Source organism: Candidatus Edwardsbacteria bacterium, from assembly GCA_018821925.1.
In the GTDB taxonomy this organism is placed as follows: domain Bacteria; phylum Edwardsbacteria; class AC1; order AC1; family EtOH8; genus UBA2226.
This window is the reverse complement of sequence record JAHJLF010000091.1, coordinates 1-20,422: the sequence shown is the minus strand read 5'-3', so window position 1 is coordinate 20,422 and position 20,422 is coordinate 1. Positions and strand designations below refer to the sequence as shown.

The following is a 20,422-nucleotide window of genomic DNA, read 5'->3' as shown; positions in this document are numbered from 1 at the left end:
TCTCTGGCTTTCGCCATCCTGGGCATCTTTTATCTGTTGATGATCTGGTTCTCGATCATCGCCCTGATCCTCAAATAAATCCGAAACACCAATATCGAAATACGAAACCAATACCCAATTACAAATAAACAAAAATTAGTCGCAGTTTTTAGCATTAGTGTTTTGGGTTTAGAGATTGTTTCGAATTTCGGATTTTGAATTTAAAATTTAAAGGAATAGTTATGGCTTTAGAGAAACTCGTCAAATGGGCCCGGGTGTCATCCCCCTGGCTGCTCCATTTCAACAGCGGAGCCTGCAACGGATGCGACATCGAAACCCTGGCGGCCCTGATGCCCAGGTTTGACCTGGAGCGCTTCGGGGTGCTGCTTAAATCCACCCCCCGCCATGCCGACGTATTGGTGTGCACCGGGGCGGTGACCCGCCAGCAGGCCTCCCGCTTAAAGAGGATCTACGAGCAGATGGCCGAGCCCAAGTTCGTGGTGGCGGTCGGCGCCTGCGCCTGTTCCGGCAATGTTTTCCGGGGTTGTTACAGCGTGCTGGAAGGGGTCGACCAGGTGATCCCGGTCAATGCCTATGTCCCCGGCTGCGCGGCCAAGCCCGATGCCATCATCGATGGCGTAGCCAAGCTGCTGGGCGCTTTGAAGAACGGATAACGATCCGGCGAATATAGAATACAGAATAAAGAATACAGGAGATCAAAATGACCTTTGAGGAAATAAAAAAGATCCTGGAGGAAAACCTGAAGGGCAAGATCAAGGAGCTGATCAATCCCTTCCCCCGCCGGATGACTTTGTGGGTGGACAAGGCTGATGCTGTGGCAACCTGTCAGGTGCTCAAGGAGAAGGCCGGGTTCTACCACCTTTCCACCATCACCGGCCGGGATACCGGGGACAAGCTGGAGGCTCTTTATCACTTCGCCCAGAACGGCATGGCCCTGATGCTACGCCTCCAGACCGATCGGAACGATCCTAAACTGCCGACAACTATAGCGGTCTACCCCGGCGCGATATTCTACGAAAGGGAGGTCCACGACCTGTTAGGCATAAATTTTGAAGGCCATCCCGATATGCGCCCACTGGTCCTGCCCGATGACTGGCCGCAGGGCATCTACCCGCTGCGCAAGGACTGGCACTATAACCGGGAGAAGGGAGTCATAGAATGAGCACATTTATATTACCGGTAGGCCCGCAACATCCGGCTTTAAAAGAGCCCACTTCATTCCGCTTCCTGGTGGACGGCGAGACTGTGATCGATGCCGACCTTCGCTTGGGCTATAACCACCGGGGCATAGAAAAAGGCTGCGAGGAACGGACCTATATCCAGGATCTTTACCTGCTGGAAAGGGTCTGCGGCATCTGCTCCAACGTCCACATGACCGTCTTTGCCCAGGGGGTGGAGAAATTAATGGGCATCGAGCCGCCCAAGCGGGGCCTGTTCATCCGCTGCCTTATGGGCGAGCTGGAGCGGGTCCATTCCCATCTTTTATGGCTGGGGGTGGCCGGGCACGAGGTGGGTTTCGATACTTTCTTCATGTACACCTGGCGGGACCGCGAAATTGTCGAGGACATTCTGGAGATGGTCTCCGGCAACCGGGTCAATTACGGCATGCAGACCTTCGGCGGAGTGCGGCGCGACCTGGACGAGATGCAGATCAAGAAGGTCCTGGACGGTATTGCCGCCCTCAAGGCCCGGACTCCGTATTACCTGAATATCGGAGCCTCCGAGCCGACTCTGGTGGCCAGAATCGCCGGGGTCGGTATATTGCCCAAGGCCAAGGCCCTTGAACTTAATGCTGCCGGGCCGACCACCCGGGCTTCCGGGGTCGATTTCGACGTCCGCAAGGACGATCCCTACGCTGGTTTTGGCGAGCATATTCCCTTCAACATCGTAACCGATGAAGGCGGGGATGTACTGGCCAGGGTAGTGGTTCGGGCCAAGGAACTGATGGAATCATACAATATCTGCGAATATATTCTCAAGAACCTGCCATCCGGCGACATTCGGGTCAAGGCTCCGCGAAAAGTTCCGGAGGGAGAGGTGGTCAGTCGGGCCGAGGCCCAGCGGGGCGAGTGCATTCACTACATCCGCTCCAATGGCACCGATAAACCGGACCGGGTGAAGGTCAGGGCTCCGACCTTGGCCAACTGGCCGGCCACCCTGTACATGCTCCGGGGCGGCTATGTGGCGGATATTCCCATCGTGATGGCGGCCATTGATCCCTGCCTGTCATGCACCGACCGGATGGCCATCATCACCGACCCCAAGGGCAACGAGAAGGTCTGGAACTGGGAGACCCTGCGCCAGTATGGGATTGATTTCTACCGCAAACGCGGAATCAAGCTATAAATCTAATCCAGTTTCAATGATTTTCGAATGGGATGCCCGTAAAGCGGCAAGCAACATCAAAAAGCACGGAGTTGCCTTTCATGAAGCGGCGACTGCGTTCGGCGATCCTCTGGCGGCGACCTTTTCCGATCCGGATCATTCCCGGGAGGAATCCCGATTCCTGACCATAGGCCTGTCAAACCGGGGACGACTTTTGGTCATCGCACATACCGACCGCGGCGATAAGGTGAGGATTATAAGCGCCAGAATAGCGGCCAAATTAGAAAAAAGATACTATGAAGAAAATTAATAAGCAAACATGCAGCGATATGAGGGCCGAGTACGACTTCTCCTCTATGAAGGGCGGAGTCCGGGGAAAATATGCCAAGCGGTATACGGCCGGGACCAATTTGGTGTTGCTGGACAAGGATGTGGCCAAATCATTTCCCACCGACGAGGCGGTAAACAAGGCTTTACGGTTTGTTCTCAAGGCAGCCGATATGGCCAAGCCGAAGCATACATAGGCAACAACTTACTGAGCAGGTGAGGGATTTTGTAACCAAGGGTTAGAATTACTGTAACCTTAAGTATATTATAGCCTCAATAATAATTGATATTCCGCTGAAAAACCTTATAATAAACTAACAAGGGGGGTGTAGACGTGGAACTAACACCTGAAGAAAAACAAAAAATATATGCTGAAGAAAAAGCAAAACTTGAAGCACAAAAAGTTCTAAAAAAGCAAGAAACAGATAAAAAAAGTAAAAAATATTTAATTTGGCTTGCTGTCATCGTACCTTTGATGATAATTTTTATGGCTATGGGTACATGCAATGAAGAGAAAAACAAGGCTTCTATTCAGCAGGGCCAAACAGCAATGAACAACTTCAAAATGTGGGTTGAGAAAAACGTTGATAAGGATAAAACACTTTATGCTTGGGAATATCAAACCATAAGGCCCAGTAAAGTAAACAATTATAAATACACGATTCTACATTTTACGGCAAATGTTAAAGGCCTTAGTAAAAAACAAGCGGTTGGGAAGGCCGAGCATCTAGTAAAAGAAATATATAAAATTATGCATTCAGCTTACCCCGATTTAGTTATTGATGTCGATTTATTTTATAACAACGGTAAATCATTTGCAGGTGGCTACATTTGGCACCCGGAAGCTGGTTATCAGCCAAGAAATAAACTGGGCGACGCTTTTTATAAGTAGAAACAATCAACTTGCATAATTGAAGTTAGCAAATATGAATGCTCAAGAACTTAGACAAAAAGCATGGGATAATTCATTCCATACTTTTGGCAAAGGTTACATATTTGATAAAAGAGCCGAAAAATACTCAAAGTATGTAAACTTATTAAAAGTATTTGGTATTGTAACGCCCGTTGTTGTTGGTGCAACAGCAATGGGATATAGGTTTGATGCAGGCATTCTTAAGTATGTAATAACAATTGCAATCCCCGTTACCATAGCGCAACTTATTTTTTCTGTCTTTGCGGTTGTGTTTAAATGGGACGATGAATTGGCATATGCATATGAAGCCTCACAGGAATATAACAATATTTCTAATTCGTTTAGAAAATTAGCCCAAATACCTCCAGAAGATTTGATCGCCTTTGATAGAACATTGGAATTGCTTGAGACAAGATATCAGGCACGGAGTGAACAAGATGCAAAACATTCTGTTAAGGAATGGGAACTGCGGAAAGGTATGCGTTTTGCTTTACGGGAATTTCAAAGAGAATGTGTCGGGTGCAATATTAAGCCGACTTCTATAGAGTCTACAAGTTGTAACGTGTGCGGTAAATTTGAAACCGAATTTAAAAAAGGAGTGCGAGAATGGTTCAAAAAGTTTATAAGGTAATAAAAGGGTATACCGAATTGGATTACGAGCAACGTAAAGAAGCTCGTGAGTATATCAAAAAATATGAAGAAACAGAGATTAGTGGTCGTAAACCCTTGACTGAATCATTACAAAAAAGCTTGGGGCCAATAAGTAGCGATACATGCCCTTGTTGTGGTAGGTAATAAATCATAAAGTATATCATTATAATCTTAGGAGATAATGAATGGACATTTTAAAAATCTTTCTCTATCTGCTGGTCTACCCTGGCCTGCTGTTCCTGTTCGTCTATTCCACCTTCGTGGAGTGGGTGGACCGGAAGTTATACGCCAAGTTCCAGAACCGGATGGGACCCATGCACACCGGGAGCCACGGCCTGCTGCAGCCCATCGCCGATTTCGTCAAGCTGATGGCCAAGGAGGATATCGTTCCCAAGGAGGCCGATAAAAAGCTGTTCAATGCCGTTCCGATCCTGGCCCTGACCTCGGTGCTGACCGCCGGGCTGCTGCTGCCGGTGTGGCATTTCAGTAATACCTTCCAGTCGGCCACCTCTTTCCAGGGGGACATTATCGTCATCGCCTATCTGCTGTCCCTTCCCAGCTTTGCCTATTTTCTGGCCGGCTGGGCCTCGGCCAGCATGTACGCCGCCATCGGCGGTGTCCGGGTGCTGACCCTGTTGTTCGCCTACGAAGTGCCGATGTTCCTGGCCATCCTATCGCCGGCGGTGATGGCCGGCAGCTGGAGAATGGCTGAGATCGCCGCCTACTATCAGGCCAACCCCTGGCATTTGTTGATAAATATCTTCGCTTTTGCCGTGGCGGTAATCACCCTGCAGGCCAAATTAGAGAGGGTGCCGTTCGACATCCCCCACGCCGAGACCGAGGTGGTGGGCGGCGCCTTTACCGAATATTCCGGCCGCAAACTGGCCATGTTCCGCCTGCTGGCCGACATCCAGATGGTGGTGGGCGCCGGCCTGATCGCCGCCCTGTTTATGGGCGGCTTCCCGGGTGGGCTGATCCCCGGGTTCATCTGGTTCGTCGTCAAGACCCTGATCGTGGTCTTCATCCTGTCCGCCATGCGCGCGGTGACCGCCAGGCTCCGGATCGATCAGATGATTTCCTTCAGCTGGAAATGGCTGGCCCCGCTGGCCCTGCTGCAGCTGGTAATCGTAATATTCTTGAAGGGGTATCTGCAATGAGTTTAAGATTAGGAGCGATGCTGCCCGAGGTGCTCCGGCACCTGTTCAAAAAACCGGCCACCGTCCAGTATCCTTTCGAAAAGATCGGGGTTCCCAAGGGCTTCCGGGGTAGACCGGTGATGGATCCCAATCTGTGCATCGGCTGCCAGCTGTGCGTCAAGGACTGCCCCTCTGAGGCCCTGGAGATCCATAAGGAGTCCGAGAGCACCGATGAGGCCGGCAAGGTGTCCAAGAGATTCTCCATGACCTTCTACCTGGACCGCTGTTCCCACTGCGCCCAGTGCGCCGAAGTGTGCCCCAAGAAGGCCATACACATGAATACCGAGTTCGAGGATGCCGCCTTCGACCGCGGAGCGCTGAAGATCGTTTATAAATAATTACGACGGCGGTTTAAATGATGGTCGGGCATTACGTGTCCGGCCATTTTATGCATAAAACTGATATTAAACCCCACCTACGCAGGTATCTGCTTCTCATTTACTGCTACTTTCTGTGCCGCCAGAAAGTAGCCAAAGAGCTCGGCCTAGCAGCTACCGGGTTAGCAAACATATCCGTGGCCTAAATTTCTTGATGGGATAAATTAAGCATACGCTTTGCAAAAAATTCTTAACGGCCATTGCTGCCCTTCCCGTCCGCTGAAACGGCCATTTTACGGGGGTTTTGTAACCTCGGTTCGCTTCAGCGATGCTGCTTGACAAAAGCTGCCGTCCGCTTACGCTCATATTTTGCTTCCTCGAGTGCCGTAGCTTCAGCGGAGGCACTTAAAAATGTTTTGCCTGCTGTAGCCCTGTTTCGTGGTCAAGACATTCAGGCAGCTGGCAACAAGGTCTTCGGAGCAGCGCTGCGCGAAAGTTCTCTTTGTAGCTTTCTCTTCAAAGAGAAAGCGGAGAAAAAAAGAATACATTAAGGCTCAAAGAACTGGGGTTCTACCCTTGCTATACAATAATTTACGAGCGTTGTCTGCTATAAGCGCATAACCTAAGGGGAAGATATGGACTGGACCGATGCGGTGGCTTCGGCCGTTGAGGCCTCCGGCAAGCTGATGATCTTCGGCATCGGCAACGAGATGATGGGCGACGATGCCGCCGGTTCGCTGGTTGCCCGGGAACTGCGGATGATGCTACAGGGCTGCGATCACGATAGTTTTGCCGAAGTGCTGGTGGCCGGGACCAACCCCGAGAATTTTTCCGGCCTGGTCAGGAACAAAAAGCCCGATCTGGTGCTGTTTATCGATGCCGCCGACATGGGGCGGCCGGTGGGTGAGATAGCCTTTCTCAACCACAAAGATATGCACTCCATGATGCACTCCACCCACACCATGCCTCTGTCTTTTCTGGGTGATTACCTGGAGAAGATAACCGGGACCAAGGTCATCGCCCTGGGCATCCAGGCCGGGCAGATTCAGCTGGAGGTGCCCATGAGTCGGTCGGTGGCGGAGAGCGTCAAAACCATCTCCCGCTTCCTGCATCAGACCATCTTGGATAAATTAAAGATCCTGCCGGAAGCCTCCCCGGAACATTGACTTGCAAAATAATTAGAGATATAATAAAGCATTGTTTTTAATTCTATTAAAAGGATAGAGTAATTATGTTGGATCAGAAATTGCTGGATATCCTGGCTTGCCCCAAATGCAAGGGAGAGCTGGAGTACCGTCCCAAGGAACTCAAATTGCTATGCTGGACCTGCAAACTGGGTTACAACATCAAAGATGATATCCCGGTGATGCTTATAGATGAGGCCGAGCCGATTGAGGGGAGCAAGAAATAGGGTTGATCATAGTTTGAGATGTCAGGCTATGCTGTTGGGCAATGTTTGAATTATCCGGCGGGGCGGCAGAATGACGTTTGAACGTCCACCAACGTCTGGTTTTATTTGTGGCATCTCCAACTTAACAACAATGAATTGATTTTAGCGGGAGCAACGTGGATAAATTCGTCATAGCAGGTGGAAAACCGTTGTCCGGCATGATCCGGGCCTCGGGCGCCAAGAATGCAGTGTTGCCGGCCATGGCAGCTTGCTTGCTGGCCCCGGGAAAGTCCGTCCTGACCAACGTTCCCAATGTGATGGACGTGCGCACCATGAGGCGCCTGCTTATCCGGCTGGGAGCCAAGGTGGATTTTGAAGATAATCGGATGACCATCGATGTGCCGGCCAAGCTGAAGTGCGAGGCCGAATACGAGATCGTCAAACAGATGCGGGCCTCCTATTATGTGCTGGGGCCTCTGCTGGCCAGGTTCGGTAAAGCCAAAGTGTCCCTGCCGGGGGGTTGCTCCATCGGGGCCCGGCCGATTGATCTGCACCTGAAAGGCATGGAGGCCCTGGGAGCTAAAATTCAGATATTGCACGGTTATGTCGAGGCCCACGGCAAGCAGCTTAAAGGGGCCAGGGTTCTTTTGGCCGGTTCCCACGGGGTGTCGGTGGGGGCCACCATCAATGTGATGATGGCGGCGGCTTTGGCCAAGGGGGTCACCATCATCGAATCAGCGGCCCTGGAGCCCGAGGTGGTATCCACCGCCCAGATGCTGGTATCCATGGGAGCGGACATCACCGGCGCCGGTACTCCGGTGATAACCATCGCCGGGGTGGATGGCTTAAGGCCGGTTGAGATCAGGATGATCCCCGATCGTATCGAGGCTGGATCTTTAATGATAGCGGCGGCCATCAGCGGTGGCTGCCTAACTATCGAGGACTGCCGTCCGGACCATTTGGGATCGGTCATCGAAGCGCTGAGGGCCATGGGGGTTAAAGTAGCGGCCGGCGACGAGATGGTGACCGTCGAAGCCCGGCGTCGGGTTAAACCGATAGATCTCACCATTGCCCCCTATCCCGGCTTCCCCACCGATATGCAGCCCCAGATGATGACCCTGATGACCACGGCCTCGGGCCTTTCGGTGATCACCGAGACCATCTTTGAGAACCGGTTCATGCATGTTCCCGAGCTGCAGCGATTGGGGGCCGATATCAAGATCGAGGGCAAGAGCGCCGTGATCAAGGGCGTGCCCGAATTGACCGGGGCCCCGGTGATGGGCTCCGATCTAAGAGCTTCGGCGGCCCTGGTCATCGCCGGGCTCAAGGCCGAGGGCAAGACCGAGGTCAACCGCATATACCATCTGGATAGGGGCTATGAGAAGTGGGAGAGGAAGCTGAAGAAGGTGGGGGCCAAGATCCGCCGGGTGCACGAGAAAATGGCGGTCTGAAATTTAATTATTACAATTATGACTTTTATGACTTTAGAGAGAATATGAATAAGATTGATCGGGCAGTCAAGGTCGCCTTTGAACAATGCCTGGCGGTCAAAAAAAGCGAAACGGTTCTGGTGGTCACCGACGATGCCAGCCTGGAAGTCGGTCAGGTTTTTTATCGGGCCGCCCGGACGCTGTGCCGCGATGCGGTGCTGATGCTCATGTCGGAGAGGGAAAACAACGGACAGGAGCCTCCTACTGAGCTGGCTGCGGCCATGCTGAAAAGCGAGGCGGTCTTTCTGGTCACCACCAAATCGCTGTCGCATACCCAAGCCCGCAAAAAAGCCAGCCAAGCCGGAGCCAGGATAGCCAGCATGCCGGGGATAACGCTGGATATGATGGCCAGAACCATTGATGTAGATTATACAAAGATGAAGCAAATCGGAAAGCGCCTATGCGGTATATTGAAAAACGCCTCGGAGGTCCTGATCAAAACAGAACTGGGGACAAACCTGGCTTTTTCCATAAAAGGACGCCGGGCGGAGCCCGATACAGGTATTATTCCCAACCTGGGAGGTTTCACTAACCTTCCAGCCGGCGAGGTCTATCTGGCTCCGATGGAGGGCACCGCCCAAGGGCGGCTGGTGGTGGACGGCTCTATCGGCGATACCGGGATCCTGAAAAAACCGATAGAGATAGCCATCTCGCATGGTTTTGCAGTCGGCATGAAAGGCGGGCGTGAGGCGAGAAACTTATGGGAGATGCTCTCCAAACATGGGAAGGATGCTTTCAATGTGGCCGAGTTCGGCATAGGCATAAACCCTAAGGCCACCATCACCGGGAATATTTTGGAGGATGAAAAGGCCCTGACCACCATTCATATCGCTTTCGGCGACAACAGCGGTTTCGGTGGCCGGGTGAGCGTGGCCAGCCACCAGGATGGCATCGTACGCAACCCCAGCGTCTGGGTAGACGGGAAACTACTGATGGAAAAAGGCAAACTAAAGGTATAGCTTTTGTGAATAGAAATCTATTACATATATTGCTGCTGTCCCTGGCATTGCTGTTTGGGGCCTGCGGAAAGAAGGCGGTCGATAAGATGGCCGAACCGGTTGATGAGGGAGGCCCCCGCCTGAAGCTGGGGGAAGTTACTTTCATCGGCAATACCGCTTTTTCCGGCAAGGAGCTCCGCTCCAAAATGACCAGCGAATCCGGGAAACGTTTTGACGATTACACTTTCCAGCTGGACATGCGCAAGGTCCTCTATATGTACCGCAAGAAGGGCTATCTGGATGCCAAATTTCTTGGCCGGGAGAGCCGGGTCAACATAGAAAAACAGCAGATAGATTACCAGCTGACCATTGAGGAGGGCAACATCAGAAAGATCGGACAGCTCAGGTTCAGCGGCAACCAGGTCTTGTCCGATTCTCTGCTGTTATCGCTTCTCAAGGTTAAGACCGGCGATCCGCTGAACCTCCCGGCCATAAACCAGACATCTTCGGGCATAGTGGCTCTCTACGCCGAGCGGGGGTATATCTATACCGCTGTCAACGATACGGTGATGGAATCCGAAGATCCCTATACTTCGGACATCCTGTTCAATATCACCGAAGGACCGCAGGTCAGGCTGGGAGAGATCCGGATAGAGGGGAATAAAAAGGTCAGGGACCGGGTAATAGAGCGAGAGTTCACCCTTAAACCCGGAGAGATATTCATGCCCTCCAAGGTCTATTATAACCAGCAACGGGTCTATGCCCTGGGGCTCTTCACCGAAGCCAAGTTCGAAATGGATGGGATGGAAGAAAAACGCGATACGGTGGATCTTCGGTTGGTGGTGAAGGAGGATAAGACCAACTGGGTGGGGTACAATATCGGCTTTGAATCTAGCGGAAACCTTCTCCCTGATAGGGTCCAGGGTGGTCTGGAATGGGGAAGCGACAATATCTTCGGCAATCTGCAGAAAATAACCATTAAAAGCGAGGCCTCTTACGGACTGCAGAAGAATGACGAGACCGGGATGCATGACTATGCCAATAACTATTTTCTTGATTACCTGGAGCCGTATTTTTTAAGCACTTCGTACAAGGCCAGCGGTTCGGTCTATTACAAACGGGAAAGACAGGAGAGTTCTTTCTGGCAACAGCTCAGCCGGATCGGCGGCGAGACCAAGGTCGGTAAAAGCCTTGCCAAGTCATTGCAGGTTTATATCGGATATAAATATGAATTTCTGGAGGAAACCCAGAACACCACCAGCGATGTCTTCCTGACCGCCAGCTTCGACAGCCGGGACGATATGTTCAATCCTCAGAAAGGAGTGAGTTCTTCCTTCCGGGTAGACAATGCCGGTTCGGTACTGGGCGGATCCAACGACTACCGCAAGAGCGCCGGAGACTTCTCGATGTTCCACAGCCTGGGGGGGGGGATCATAATGGCCTGGCGGGTCAGGACTGCCGGCATCTACACCTACGGCCGCAATGGGCCGGTGCCCATTCAGGAGAGGCTAAAGCTGGGCGGAGCCATGAACCTGAGGGGTTATAAGACCGACGAGATCACCACCGATACCACCGGGATCACCAATATGCTGGTCAACGGAAATTTTGAACTCAGGATCCCGATATACTGGATGTTCGGAGCGGCCGTCTTCGTCGATGCCGGAAATGTCTGGGCCGGCTTCGGGGATGTCAGGTGGCGGCAATTTCAGGGGGGGACCGGCCTGGGCCTGAGGTTCATCACTCCGGTGGGCCCCGTCAGGGTCGATTATGCTGTCAAGACAGAGGAGACCATAGATTTCAAGGAGGGCCTGTTCTATATTAACCTGGGTCATGCATTCTAATGAAAGCCAAATACAGCAACATAATCATTGCCATTTCAGGCGGCGTCATTTTTCTGGGGATCCTGATTCTGGCCATTTATCTGCCCAGCCCCGGATTCCGGAATGAGGTCAAACAGGAGGCCAGTAAGTCCTTGTCGGAAGTTTTGGGCCGTGAATTTTCCGTCGGGGCGGTAGAATTCCATTTCCCCTTCACCATCCTGATAAATGACGTGGCCATAGCCTCGCATGATTCCCTGGCGCGCGGCCAGCTTATATCCGCCCCCCGGATAAAGCTGCAGGCCCATCCCTGGTATTCTACCACCAGAAGGCGGATGGTTATAGGGAAGGTGGAGCTGTCCGATGTCAGGGTTTGCCTGGTTAAGGACAGCAGCGGAACATGGAACTTTGCCGACCTGTTCAAATCCGACACCACCAAGCCCAAAGGAAAAATGAACCTGCCGCCGCTGTCGGTTGAGGATATTTCTTTCAAGAATCTGTCGGTCTCCGTCGAGACCCCGGGAAATAAACAACTTATCGAAGACATCAATATCCAGCTGGGCTTGAAGATGGGGGGCGAAAAGCTGTCGGCCACCCTCAAAAAAATAAAGGCCTATGATAAAACCCGTAATATAAGTTTGACCAAAGGCTTCGGTAATTTTGCGATATCCGGCGATACCATCAAATTGAAGGAATTCGAACTGAATACGGAAAACAGCCGGGTAAATTTATCGGTGATTTTCAATCCCAAATCCCAGGAAATAGATCTGTCCAAGCTGGACCTTAATTTCGGAATGGCCGATGTTCCCAGGATATTAGAGTTAAAAGAACAGAACTGGTCGGGGAACGTTGCCGTATTGGCCGCCCTCAAGGGAAGCCTATCCTCTCCCCAGGGCAGTCTGTCGATTCGTTCCCGAGAGCTAAAGATAAATGATTTGGAACTATCGGGTCTGGATATTAAAATACAGGTGAAGGACAACCTGATAAACCTGACGAAATTATATTTGAATGCCGGGAAAGGCAATATTGAGGGCGAGGGCCAGGTAGATTTGAAGAGCAGGATTTACGATTTTAACCTGTTGCTCAATGAAAGCGATTTCGGCGCCGCTTTTGCTAAAGGGGATATCCCGCTGAAAACGGAGATAAACGGAGATCTGCGGATAAAGGGCAGAGAATTCGATCCCCAAAGGGCCAGGGCGACAGTCGATCTAATGCTAAATAAAAGTCTGATCAACTCCATTCCGGTGGACCGGCTGCTTTGCAACCTGATGTATGCCGATAAGTCAGTATCCATCGAAAAATTCGATCTTACCAGTGGCCAGGCCAAATTGAAGGTCAAAGGGGACATCTTCAAAGAAGTCCTCAGCGTGGATGTGGAGACCGATGAAATAGAGCTGGCCCAATTTGGCCCTCTGCTGGGGCTGAAGGACCTCCAGGGCAAACTGCGCTTTACCGGGCTGGTCTCCGGCCTGACCAAGGATCCCGATGTGATAGGCAGTTTCCGTTTGAAGGAGGCGATCATCTCTAATTTCTCCTGCCTTTACTTTGACGGTAGCATGTCCCTTAAACAGGTGGTATCCAAACCGCAGGGAGACGGCAAATTTGTGGCCACCGGCCTGGCTATAGGCAGCCAGAGCATAGACCGGGTGGAACTGCTGACCGAGCTGCGGGGTCTGGACTGGGGAGGACTTTCGGTCCATGTAGTCAAGGATTCGATGACCGAGGCGCTGGCCACCGGGATGGTGGAACTGAAAGGGAAACAGATAAACTTGGCCATTAGCAAGCTGTTCTACAGTTTTGGTGATCAGACAGTGGTCAACAGCCAGCCGATTCATCTATCTATTGAAGGATCCAATATAAACCTGGAACCCACCAAACTAGTAGCCGGGCGGGGCGCCATAACCCTGGAGGGATTTTACCACAGCGATAAAAGCGTCTTCTTTAAGATTAACGGTGATGCCATTGACAGCCGCAGGATAGTGGATCTGCTCAATCTCAAAAAGACAGTGCACGGCTTGCTGGATTTTGACATAAATATATCAGGCAGCCTGAATGCCCCGGAGATGGCGGCCAGCCTTATTTTGAATAATGCGCGTTTTGAGCAGTTTACCGCAGATCGGGTGGCGATAGATTGCCGATATTCCGACCAGGTTGTCAATCTGGATAAACTGGCCATCACCCGCTACGGTCAGCTATCGGAGATCGCCCTCAGCGTTCCAATAAACCTGGGGATCGGTCCTGAGGCAGGGAAGCTACTGGATCAGCCAATGTCGGGGGAGGTGGTACTCAGGGACATTGGAACCTGGGCCTTTTTTCCGATGGCCGAGCTGCTAAGCGTTTACGAGGGGAAGGTGGATCTGAGCGTCAGGCTCTCAGGCACGCCTTTCAAACCGCTGTTGAACGGCGAGATGACCATCGCCAACGCCAAAATGGTGCTCCGACCCTTCGGCATGTATCTGCACAAGGTCCAGGCCTTCGCCCATTTCAACGCCGACAGCCTGGTGATAGACAACATCACCGCCAGCACCGAGAATCAGGGGAAGGTTGAGATAAAACGTGGCGAGATCATTCTGAATAAATTCATTCCCTCCACCATGTATTTTCTGATCGAGGTCGAAAAAGCTCCGGTCAGGAACATTCCTTTTATCGAGGGCAATGTCAACGCCCGGATCGAGATAGGCGGGACGGTGAATTATCCCCGGATCAAGGGGGAGGTGTATGCCAACTCGGCCCTGATCACCCTGCCATTCGCCCCTGCCGAGGAGCCACCGCCGCCGGAGGGCGGCGCTAAACCGATGGACCTGGACCTATCGATCACCGGCTCCCAGGGGATCTGGCTCAGGAACGCCGACGCCGATATCGAGCTTAAGATAGAGAACCTGAACGTTCGGATGCGGCAGAACGTGCTGTTCCTGTCGGGGCGGCTGGAGACTATTCAGGGTGTTTATCGTTTTCTTGATCGAAGATTCGACATCACAGAGGGGCAGTTGACTTTTACAAACGCAGTGGTGATTAATCCAGAGTTGAATTTAGCGGCCCAGACCGAGCTGAACGATGAAGCCCGTACCAAGGTTTTTCTGAAGGTGGGCGGCTCAGCCCTGCAGCCCAAGCTGGCTTTTAGCTCCGAGCCATCGATGCCCGAACAGGACATCTTGACCATGCTATCGGTGGGAATGAAGATAGAGGGCGACGGCAACGGCGACCTAGGGGACCAGGTCCTTAACCGGACCACAGACGTCCTAAGCAATATGCTGGGAGGCATGATCCAGAAGAAGACCGGCTTGGTGGATGTGATCAAGATGAAGACTTCTACCGGGCAGGAGAAGGGGGCCGAAGTGACCTTGGGCAAATATGTGACCAAGAATGTTTTTGTCAGCTACACCCGGGGGTTTGCCGCCAATCTGAGCGAAGATTTCAGGGCGGAATATCTTTTTGGCAAAAGGAGCGCTCTGTTCGTCCAGCGCTCCAAGGATGAGGATAACAAGGAACAGAAGATAAACCTGGGCCTCAGAATGAAATTTAAATATTAAGACGGATGATATGCAGAAGAAAACCATCCTGGCAAGCATGACGTTTTTTATCGCCTCCTGCCTTTTAGCTTCGCCCATAGATTGGATGACCTATCAGGGGCCGGCGGTGGGAGCCCGGGCGGCGGCCCTTTCGGGCAGCATCGTTGCCGACGATAGCGATCCCAATCTAACCTTTTGGAACCCGGCTGGACTGGGGAATATCACCTGGTCGATGGCCTCCTGCAGCTATCTGCATTCCAGGGGGCTGCTGTTCGATCCGATCTTCTCCGGGCCCAGGCGGCTCAACTACATCGTCTTTGTTGGGAAGGGCATAGGAATATCCTGGCGCTCAGTGGCCCGTCATACCGGCTCCGAGTTTATATTAGAAGAATCAGATTCTGTAAATAATTATTTAAAATACGGAGTCGATGAATTTGCCTTTGCCATTGCCAAGAAGGACGAATTGCATCAGTCAATGTCTTTGGGGCTATCGGCCAAGCTGATCTCGGCCAGAATGACCGAGGTCAAGCAGAAAAAGATAGACACACTTTGGAGCCAGGCTGACATCACCGATGAGAACGGGATCGGATACGGCCTGGACCTTGGTTTTCATGGCGGCAAGGAGCCGCTTATGGTCGGCATCAATGTCCAGAACCTGGCCGGGAAGGTCTATTGGAAGGATTTTGACGATGACAAGCTGAAGCCCAAGATCTCCGGGGGGATATCCTGGTTCAACGGCAAATTGCCCAAACTTACCGCCAGCGCTGAAAAGTTCTGGGGGAAGGGCGTTCCGGAGTTGAAATATATGGCGGGCGGCGAATATAAACATAATATGCCGGGGTACGGGGCCGTAATTTTCAGGGCCGGGGCCAGCCAATATAGAAAAGCCCCGGACGGCGAATACGACTGGTCCATGGGACTGGGTTATATTTATAAAAGCATTTTAGTGGATGCCGCCAGCATGGATCAGAGGGGCTCGGTCGATGGAATCCGGCAGAAGACCTATATGGCCTCTTTGAGCCTTTTCTTGGAATAAGCGGTTAGACTTCCAAACGCCCGGATGGTTGTCCGGGCGTTTTATTTATTTGCAGACATATTGACAAAGCCGATCCATATTGATATAATCCGACTGACCAGTCAGTCAATAAATGAACGGTAAGGTTAATGAACAGATACATCACCAGTAAAATAAGCGGCGTCCTTTGGGAGATATACCGGTTCTTCACTTTTCAGTGGGAGGTGATGAGGAGGTTTTTGCGACCTCCCTATTATCCCAAGATCATTTGGGAGCAGATGGACCGGATCGGTGTGGACTCGCTGGTGATCGTGATGCTGGTGGGCTTCTTTACCGGCTTCGTGCTGGCCTTTCAGACCGGCTACGCCATGATGCGGTTCGGCGCCAAGATCTATGTGGGCGGCATTGTGGCGGTATCCCTGGTGCGGGAACTGGGGCCGGTTTTGATAGCCATGGTCTTTGCCGGGCGGGTGGGGGCTGGTATCACCGCCGAGCTGGGAGCCATGAAGGTCTCGGAGCAGATAGACGCCATGAGGGCCCTGGCCACCGACCCCTTAAGGAAGCTGGTGATGACCAGAGTCATCGCTTCCACCCTGATGTTGCCGGTGCTGGTGGTCTTCGGGGACTTGACTGGCATTTTAGGGGGTATGTTGGTGGGAGTGCTTAACCTAGGCCTGACGGCATCGTTCTATAAAAGCTCGGTGATAAACTCCCTGGTGTTTAACGATATATTCAGCGGAATGATAAAACCGCTGGTTTTCGGGGCCATGATTTCCATTGTGGCCTGCTATTACGGGTTAAACACCAAGGGCGGAACCAAGGGGGTGGGGGAGGCCGTGACCAGGACGGTGGTGGTGTCGTCGGTGCTGATATTCCTTTTGGACGCGGTTATAACCAAACTTTTATTCCTGCTGGGAATATGATATGGATCAGGGCTTATGATAGAGTTAATCGATATACATAAATCCTTCGAAGGGAAGCAGGTGCTGAAAGGCGTCAGCCTTTCCCTTAATGACGGTGAAACCATAGTGATATTGGGACGTTCGGGCTGCGGCAAAAGCGTGCTGCTTAAGATCCTCCTGCGTCTACTTATGCAGGACGAAGGCACTATTCTCATTGATGGCAATGACACAAGCCGTTACCGGGAGGAGCAGATGATGCCGGTGCGCAAGCGGATGGGGATGCTGTTCCAGGGGGCGGCGTTGTTCGATTCGTTTAATGTCGGAGAGAACGTGGCCTATGCGCTCAGAGAGCATACCAATTTCTCCGAAGAGAAGATTAGGGCCAAGGTGGCCGAATGCCTGGAATTTGTGGAGTTGTCCGGGACCGAACTGCTTATGCCCTCCGAGCTTTCCGGCGGAATGAAGAAACGGGTGGCCCTGGCCAGGGCCATGGCCCTGGATCCCGTCTATATGTTCTACGACGAGCCCACCACCGGGCTGGATCCTCTGACATCAAGAAAGATAAACCAACTTATCCGCAAGCTTCAGGCGGAACGAAAGGTGTCGTCAATCGTGGTCACTCATGAGATAGCCAACGCCTTTCAGGTAGCCGACCGGTTCGTGGTAATCAAGGACGGCGAGATACTGTTGACCGGAAGCGCCGCAGAGATCAAGGGTTCCAAATTGAAATTCGTTCAGGATTTTATAAAAGGAGGGATAATAAGCGATGGCAGGCAGTAGAATATCACACGAGCTGAAGGTGGGGGCCCTGATCACCGGCGGGTTGATCATTGCCTTGATAACCATATTTTCGGTGGGCGAGCGCCAGGGTTTGCTTAAGCAAAGGTATTATCTAAAAGCGCAATTCGATGATGTCGGCGGCCTGCAGAAAGGCGCTCCGGTCAGGGTCTCGGGCTTTCAGGTGGGCGTGGTAAACAGCATCGACCTGGTGGAGACGACGGGAAAACCAAGGGTGGAAGTAAACCTGCGGATAGAAAAAAGTTGGCAGCCCAAGATCAGGAAGGGATCCATCGCTAGGATCAGCAGCCTGGGATTGCTGGGCGACAAGCTGGTGGAGATCGTTCCGGTCGGACGGGACAGCGCCCTGCTGAAAAACGGAGACCTTCTGACCACCAAGGAAGTGATGCCTCCGGAGGAAATACTGGCCAGGGTCGCCGAGATATCCGACACGCTGATGTCCACCGCCTACTCCCTGAACGCGATAATGAAGAAAGTGGAAAAGGGCACCGGGACGCTGGGCAAGATGATAGATGATCCCCGGCTGTATACCAATCTGGATTCCGTTTTAGTGACCCTCAACCACTTGATGCTAGCAATAAAATCAGGCCAGGGCTCTTTGGCTATGCTGATAAAGGATCCCGCCCTGTATAAAAACCTTAATCAAACGCTGGCCAATGTTAACGTTATTTCCGACAGCCTGAGGCGGGGACAGGGCAGCCTGGGCAAGCTGCTGCGGGAGCCGGGTATATATAACACCCTGGATTCCACCTCTAGGCGGCTGGATGTTATTCTCTCCCGGGTGGAAAGGGGGGAGGGAACATTGGGAAAACTATCCAAGGACGAGGAGATGTATAAAAAACTGAAGGAATCTTCCGATGAGCTGAACCAGCTTATCAAGGACATGAAGAATAATCCCAAGAAATATCTGGGCATAAGCATATTTTAAGGAACAGAGGGATAAAAGATGATAGAGCATACACTAGAAAAGATGCCCCGCAAAGAAAGGGAAAAATTGGCCCGACGCTCCGAGATACTGAAGGCGGCCAGAAGGATATTCGCCGAAAAGGGTCTCCACGAAACCACCTTAGATGAGATTGCCGTGAAAGCGGAGTTGGCCAAGGGCACGATATACGGGCATTTTGAGAACAAAGATGACCTGTTTTTCTCGGTACTGGAAGAGGCGATCGGCAACCTGGAAAATGTCGTCCAGAAAACCTGCCAAAGCGACCTTCCCCCGCCTATAAAAATATCGGAATTGGTAAAAAACATGCTGTGCCTGTTTGAGGAGAACGTGGACCTAATGCAATTGATGACCCGCAACCAACCTGGAGTGCTGATGCACCAAATGCAGGAAAAAATGCAGAAAAATTTCAAGAACTTGATCAAATTGGTATCCGGGGTGTTACAGGACGGGATCCGCCAGGGCCTATTCGGCAAGATCGATACCGAGAAAGCGGCAGCAGCATTCTTTAATTTGATACATGGTAATGCCATGAGTTCGTTCTGGCACCAGCGGAAAGTTAATAATAAAGAAGATTTAAAATTCCTTACAAATCTGTACCTAAATGGTATATCCAATTGTGCATTAAAAGGAAAGAAATAAAAAATGGGAAAAGTCATCGCGATAGTGCTGTTGCTTGCATCCGTTGCCAGGGCCGAAAATCTGTCTCTGAACCAAGCCATAGACATAGCTCTAAAACAAAATGCCGGCCTGAAAATGGTTGAATATAGGGTCAGTGCCGCCGAGGGCCAGCTAATGACTGCCAGGGGGTATCTGGTCCCCCAACTTTCGGCCTCCGGCAGCATCATGAGGATGAACAGCCTGATGGACATGAAGCCAGGCCCCACATATTATCTGCCTGTCTTGGACAGCGGCACCCATGCTTCTACTGACTATATCGTTTCCATGTCCAGCGGGGTGATATCGTCAGATAAAATCGGTAACACCTATACCGGTAAATTGTCCGCCAGTTGGCCGGTTTATACCGGCGGGAAAATATGGCAGGGCTATCAGATAAGCCGTTTGAATCATCAAAGGGCTGAAGAATCTTACGACAGCGCCAGGGCCGGAGTGATCTATACAGTCAAACAAGCTTATTACGGACTGCTGCTGGCCCAAAGTGCCTATGATGTCACTCGGGAGGCGGTATCTTCCATAGAAAAACATGTGACGCGAGTGCAGGCTTTATATCAAAAGGGGATGGTCTCCCGCTACGATCTGTTACGGGCTGAGGTCCAACTTTCGAATATGCAGCCCCAGCTTATCCGCATGCAGAATGCGGTGGAGCTTTCCCGGCAGTCATTCAACATGGTCTTGAACCAGGAACTGAGTGCACCGGTCATCCTTAGCGATTCCATGAATTATCATCCGGTGGAGGTCGATAGCGCTCTGCTGGTAAAGCAGGCCCTGCATGCCAGGCCCGAGTATAAATCTATACTGATCAGACAAAGGATGGTGGAGAAGGCCAAGCTGATATCGTATGCCAGCTACCAGCCCACCGTGGCCCTGTTCGCCGATTACTCCTACAGCAAGGGGTCCGGATTCTCCGGCTCAGACGAATGGCAGAAGAACTGGGACGTGGGAGTGTCCGCCAGCTGGCCTTTGTTTGACGGCGGGTCCGGGCTTGGTAAGATAAAGGAAGCCAAGGCCAACGCCCAGCAGCTTAGCGTGGCAAAGGAAATGGTGGAAGATTGGATTAAGCTGGAGGTCTCGGCCAATTATCTGACCCTTAAAACCAATCAAAAGGCTATTTTTTCTCAGGGAAGATCTGTCGAGCAAGCCCAAGAGGCCCTGAAAATAGCCCAGGCCCGCTATGAGAACGGACAGGCCACCAATCTGGATGTGCTTGACT

22 protein-coding genes are annotated in these 20,422 nt (G+C 51.8%); all 22 read left to right on the top strand.

Translation table 11 applies throughout. The features are described from left to right. Nucleotides 1-221: 221 nt before the first annotated feature. Nucleotides 222-653 (top strand): NADH-quinone oxidoreductase subunit NuoB, encoded by a 432-nt coding sequence (gene nuoB / locus KJ869_11235; GenBank protein MBU1577760.1) that lies wholly within the window; start codon nucleotides 222-224, stop codon nucleotides 651-653. 47 nt (nucleotides 654-700) lie between these two features. Next, complete coding sequence (locus tag KJ869_11230; GenBank protein ID MBU1577759.1) at nucleotides 701-1,162, top strand: NADH-quinone oxidoreductase subunit C; 462 nt, start codon at nucleotides 701-703, stop codon at nucleotides 1,160-1,162. After that, entirely contained in the window at nucleotides 1,159-2,346 is a 1,188-nt protein-coding gene (locus KJ869_11225; GenBank protein ID MBU1577758.1) for a nickel-dependent hydrogenase large subunit, read from the top strand. The genes KJ869_11230 and KJ869_11225 overlap by 4 nt, the downstream gene beginning before the upstream one ends. Nucleotides 2,347-2,362: 16 nt before the next feature. After that, nucleotides 2,363-2,635 carry a BrnT family toxin gene (locus KJ869_11220; protein ID MBU1577757.1) on the top strand — a complete coding sequence of 91 codons (273 nt, stop codon included), beginning with the start codon at nucleotides 2,363-2,365 and terminating at the stop codon, nucleotides 2,633-2,635. Beyond that, nucleotides 2,622-2,849, top strand: a complete 228-nt coding sequence (locus KJ869_11215; protein ID MBU1577756.1) for a hypothetical protein — start codon at nucleotides 2,622-2,624, stop codon at nucleotides 2,847-2,849. Before KJ869_11220 ends, KJ869_11215 begins: the two co-directional genes overlap by 14 nt. Before the next feature lie 137 nt (nucleotides 2,850-2,986). Beyond that, the gene (locus tag KJ869_11210; protein MBU1577755.1) at nucleotides 2,987-3,544 is read left to right on the top strand and encodes a hypothetical protein; all 558 of its coding nucleotides are present in this window, start codon (nucleotides 2,987-2,989) and stop codon (nucleotides 3,542-3,544) included. Nucleotides 3,545-3,578: 34 nt separating this feature from the next. Then, entirely contained in the window at nucleotides 3,579-4,196 is a 618-nt protein-coding gene (locus KJ869_11205) for a hypothetical protein (GenBank protein MBU1577754.1), read from the top strand. Next, on the top strand, nucleotides 4,172-4,360 hold the full coding sequence (locus tag KJ869_11200) for a hypothetical protein (protein ID MBU1577753.1): 189 nt from the start codon (nucleotides 4,172-4,174) through the stop codon (nucleotides 4,358-4,360). The genes KJ869_11205 and KJ869_11200 overlap by 25 nt, the downstream gene beginning before the upstream one ends. Before the next feature lie 41 nt (nucleotides 4,361-4,401). Further along, complete coding sequence (locus tag KJ869_11195) at nucleotides 4,402-5,373, top strand: NADH-quinone oxidoreductase subunit H (protein ID MBU1577752.1); 972 nt, start codon at nucleotides 4,402-4,404, stop codon at nucleotides 5,371-5,373. Next, complete coding sequence (locus KJ869_11190) at nucleotides 5,370-5,750, top strand: 4Fe-4S binding protein (GenBank protein MBU1577751.1); 381 nt, start codon at nucleotides 5,370-5,372, stop codon at nucleotides 5,748-5,750. The genes KJ869_11195 and KJ869_11190 overlap by 4 nt, the downstream gene beginning before the upstream one ends. 614 nt (nucleotides 5,751-6,364) lie before the next feature. Next, a complete protein-coding gene (locus KJ869_11185; protein MBU1577750.1) occupies nucleotides 6,365-6,895 on the top strand; it encodes a hydrogenase 3 maturation endopeptidase HyCI in 531 nt (176 codons plus the stop codon). Between the two features lie 65 nt (nucleotides 6,896-6,960). Next, nucleotides 6,961-7,140: a Trm112 family protein gene (locus KJ869_11180; GenBank protein ID MBU1577749.1), complete on the top strand. Its 180-nt coding sequence runs from the start codon at nucleotides 6,961-6,963 to the stop codon at nucleotides 7,138-7,140. Nucleotides 7,141-7,295: 155 nt separating this feature from the next. Continuing rightward, nucleotides 7,296-8,570 carry a UDP-N-acetylglucosamine 1-carboxyvinyltransferase gene (gene murA / locus KJ869_11175; protein ID MBU1577748.1) on the top strand — a complete coding sequence of 425 codons (1,275 nt, stop codon included), beginning with the start codon at nucleotides 7,296-7,298 and terminating at the stop codon, nucleotides 8,568-8,570. 44 nt (nucleotides 8,571-8,614) lie between these two features. Next, the gene (locus KJ869_11170) at nucleotides 8,615-9,568 is read left to right on the top strand and encodes an aminopeptidase (GenBank protein MBU1577747.1); all 954 of its coding nucleotides are present in this window, start codon (nucleotides 8,615-8,617) and stop codon (nucleotides 9,566-9,568) included. Nucleotides 9,569-9,573: 5 nt separating this feature from the next. Further along, nucleotides 9,574-11,388, top strand: coding sequence for a BamA/TamA family outer membrane protein (locus KJ869_11165; GenBank protein MBU1577746.1), 1,815 nt, complete (start codon nucleotides 9,574-9,576; stop codon nucleotides 11,386-11,388). After that, entirely contained in the window at nucleotides 11,388-14,894 is a 3,507-nt protein-coding gene (locus KJ869_11160) for a translocation/assembly module TamB domain-containing protein (GenBank protein ID MBU1577745.1), read from the top strand. The genes KJ869_11165 and KJ869_11160 overlap by 1 nt, the downstream gene beginning before the upstream one ends. 10 nt (nucleotides 14,895-14,904) lie before the next feature. After that, nucleotides 14,905-15,909 (top strand): hypothetical protein, encoded by a 1,005-nt coding sequence (locus KJ869_11155; protein ID MBU1577744.1) that lies wholly within the window; start codon nucleotides 14,905-14,907, stop codon nucleotides 15,907-15,909. A 128-nt stretch (nucleotides 15,910-16,037) separates the two neighbouring features. Further along, nucleotides 16,038-16,811: an ABC transporter permease gene (locus KJ869_11150; protein MBU1577743.1), complete on the top strand. Its 774-nt coding sequence runs from the start codon at nucleotides 16,038-16,040 to the stop codon at nucleotides 16,809-16,811. 15 nt (nucleotides 16,812-16,826) lie between these two features. After that, on the top strand, nucleotides 16,827-17,570 hold the full coding sequence (locus KJ869_11145) for an ATP-binding cassette domain-containing protein (protein MBU1577742.1): 744 nt from the start codon (nucleotides 16,827-16,829) through the stop codon (nucleotides 17,568-17,570). Next, nucleotides 17,557-18,516 (top strand): MCE family protein, encoded by a 960-nt coding sequence (locus KJ869_11140; GenBank protein ID MBU1577741.1) that lies wholly within the window; start codon nucleotides 17,557-17,559, stop codon nucleotides 18,514-18,516. The genes KJ869_11145 and KJ869_11140 overlap by 14 nt, the downstream gene beginning before the upstream one ends. A gap of 18 nt (nucleotides 18,517-18,534) precedes the next feature. Next, nucleotides 18,535-19,173, top strand: a complete 639-nt coding sequence (locus KJ869_11135) for a TetR/AcrR family transcriptional regulator (GenBank protein ID MBU1577740.1) — start codon at nucleotides 18,535-18,537, stop codon at nucleotides 19,171-19,173. A 3-nt stretch (nucleotides 19,174-19,176) separates the two neighbouring features. Further along, nucleotides 19,177-20,422, top strand: a 1,246-nt coding sequence (locus KJ869_11130; protein ID MBU1577739.1) for a TolC family protein, incomplete at its 3' end; no start/stop codon positions are given.

Bases quoted from the DNA above. Each gene is read 5' to 3' on its own strand.
- nuoB (MBU1577760.1), top strand. From the start codon at position 222: ATGGCTTTAGAGAAACTCGTCAAATGGGCCCGGGTGTCATCCCCCTGG.
- KJ869_11230 (MBU1577759.1), top strand. From the start codon at position 701: ATGACCTTTGAGGAAATAAAAAAGATCCTGGAGGAAAACCTGAAGGGC.
- KJ869_11225 (MBU1577758.1), top strand. From the start codon at position 1,159: ATGAGCACATTTATATTACCGGTAGGCCCGCAACATCCGGCTTTAAAA.
- KJ869_11220 (MBU1577757.1), top strand. From the start codon at position 2,363: ATGATTTTCGAATGGGATGCCCGTAAAGCGGCAAGCAACATCAAAAAG.
- KJ869_11215 (MBU1577756.1), top strand. From the start codon at position 2,622: ATGAAGAAAATTAATAAGCAAACATGCAGCGATATGAGGGCCGAGTAC.
- KJ869_11205 (MBU1577754.1), top strand. From the start codon at position 3,579: ATGAATGCTCAAGAACTTAGACAAAAAGCATGGGATAATTCATTCCAT.
- KJ869_11200 (MBU1577753.1), top strand. From the start codon at position 4,172: ATGGTTCAAAAAGTTTATAAGGTAATAAAAGGGTATACCGAATTGGAT.
- KJ869_11195 (MBU1577752.1), top strand. From the start codon at position 4,402: ATGGACATTTTAAAAATCTTTCTCTATCTGCTGGTCTACCCTGGCCTG.
- KJ869_11190 (MBU1577751.1), top strand. From the start codon at position 5,370: ATGAGTTTAAGATTAGGAGCGATGCTGCCCGAGGTGCTCCGGCACCTG.
- KJ869_11185 (MBU1577750.1), top strand. From the start codon at position 6,365: ATGGACTGGACCGATGCGGTGGCTTCGGCCGTTGAGGCCTCCGGCAAG.
- KJ869_11180 (MBU1577749.1), top strand. From the start codon at position 6,961: ATGTTGGATCAGAAATTGCTGGATATCCTGGCTTGCCCCAAATGCAAG.
- KJ869_11170 (MBU1577747.1), top strand. From the start codon at position 8,615: ATGAATAAGATTGATCGGGCAGTCAAGGTCGCCTTTGAACAATGCCTG.
- KJ869_11160 (MBU1577745.1), top strand. From the start codon at position 11,388: ATGAAAGCCAAATACAGCAACATAATCATTGCCATTTCAGGCGGCGTC.
- KJ869_11155 (MBU1577744.1), top strand. From the start codon at position 14,905: ATGCAGAAGAAAACCATCCTGGCAAGCATGACGTTTTTTATCGCCTCC.
- KJ869_11150 (MBU1577743.1), top strand. From the start codon at position 16,038: ATGAACAGATACATCACCAGTAAAATAAGCGGCGTCCTTTGGGAGATA.
- KJ869_11145 (MBU1577742.1), top strand. From the start codon at position 16,827: ATGATAGAGTTAATCGATATACATAAATCCTTCGAAGGGAAGCAGGTG.
- KJ869_11140 (MBU1577741.1), top strand. From the start codon at position 17,557: ATGGCAGGCAGTAGAATATCACACGAGCTGAAGGTGGGGGCCCTGATC.
- KJ869_11135 (MBU1577740.1), top strand. From the start codon at position 18,535: ATGATAGAGCATACACTAGAAAAGATGCCCCGCAAAGAAAGGGAAAAA.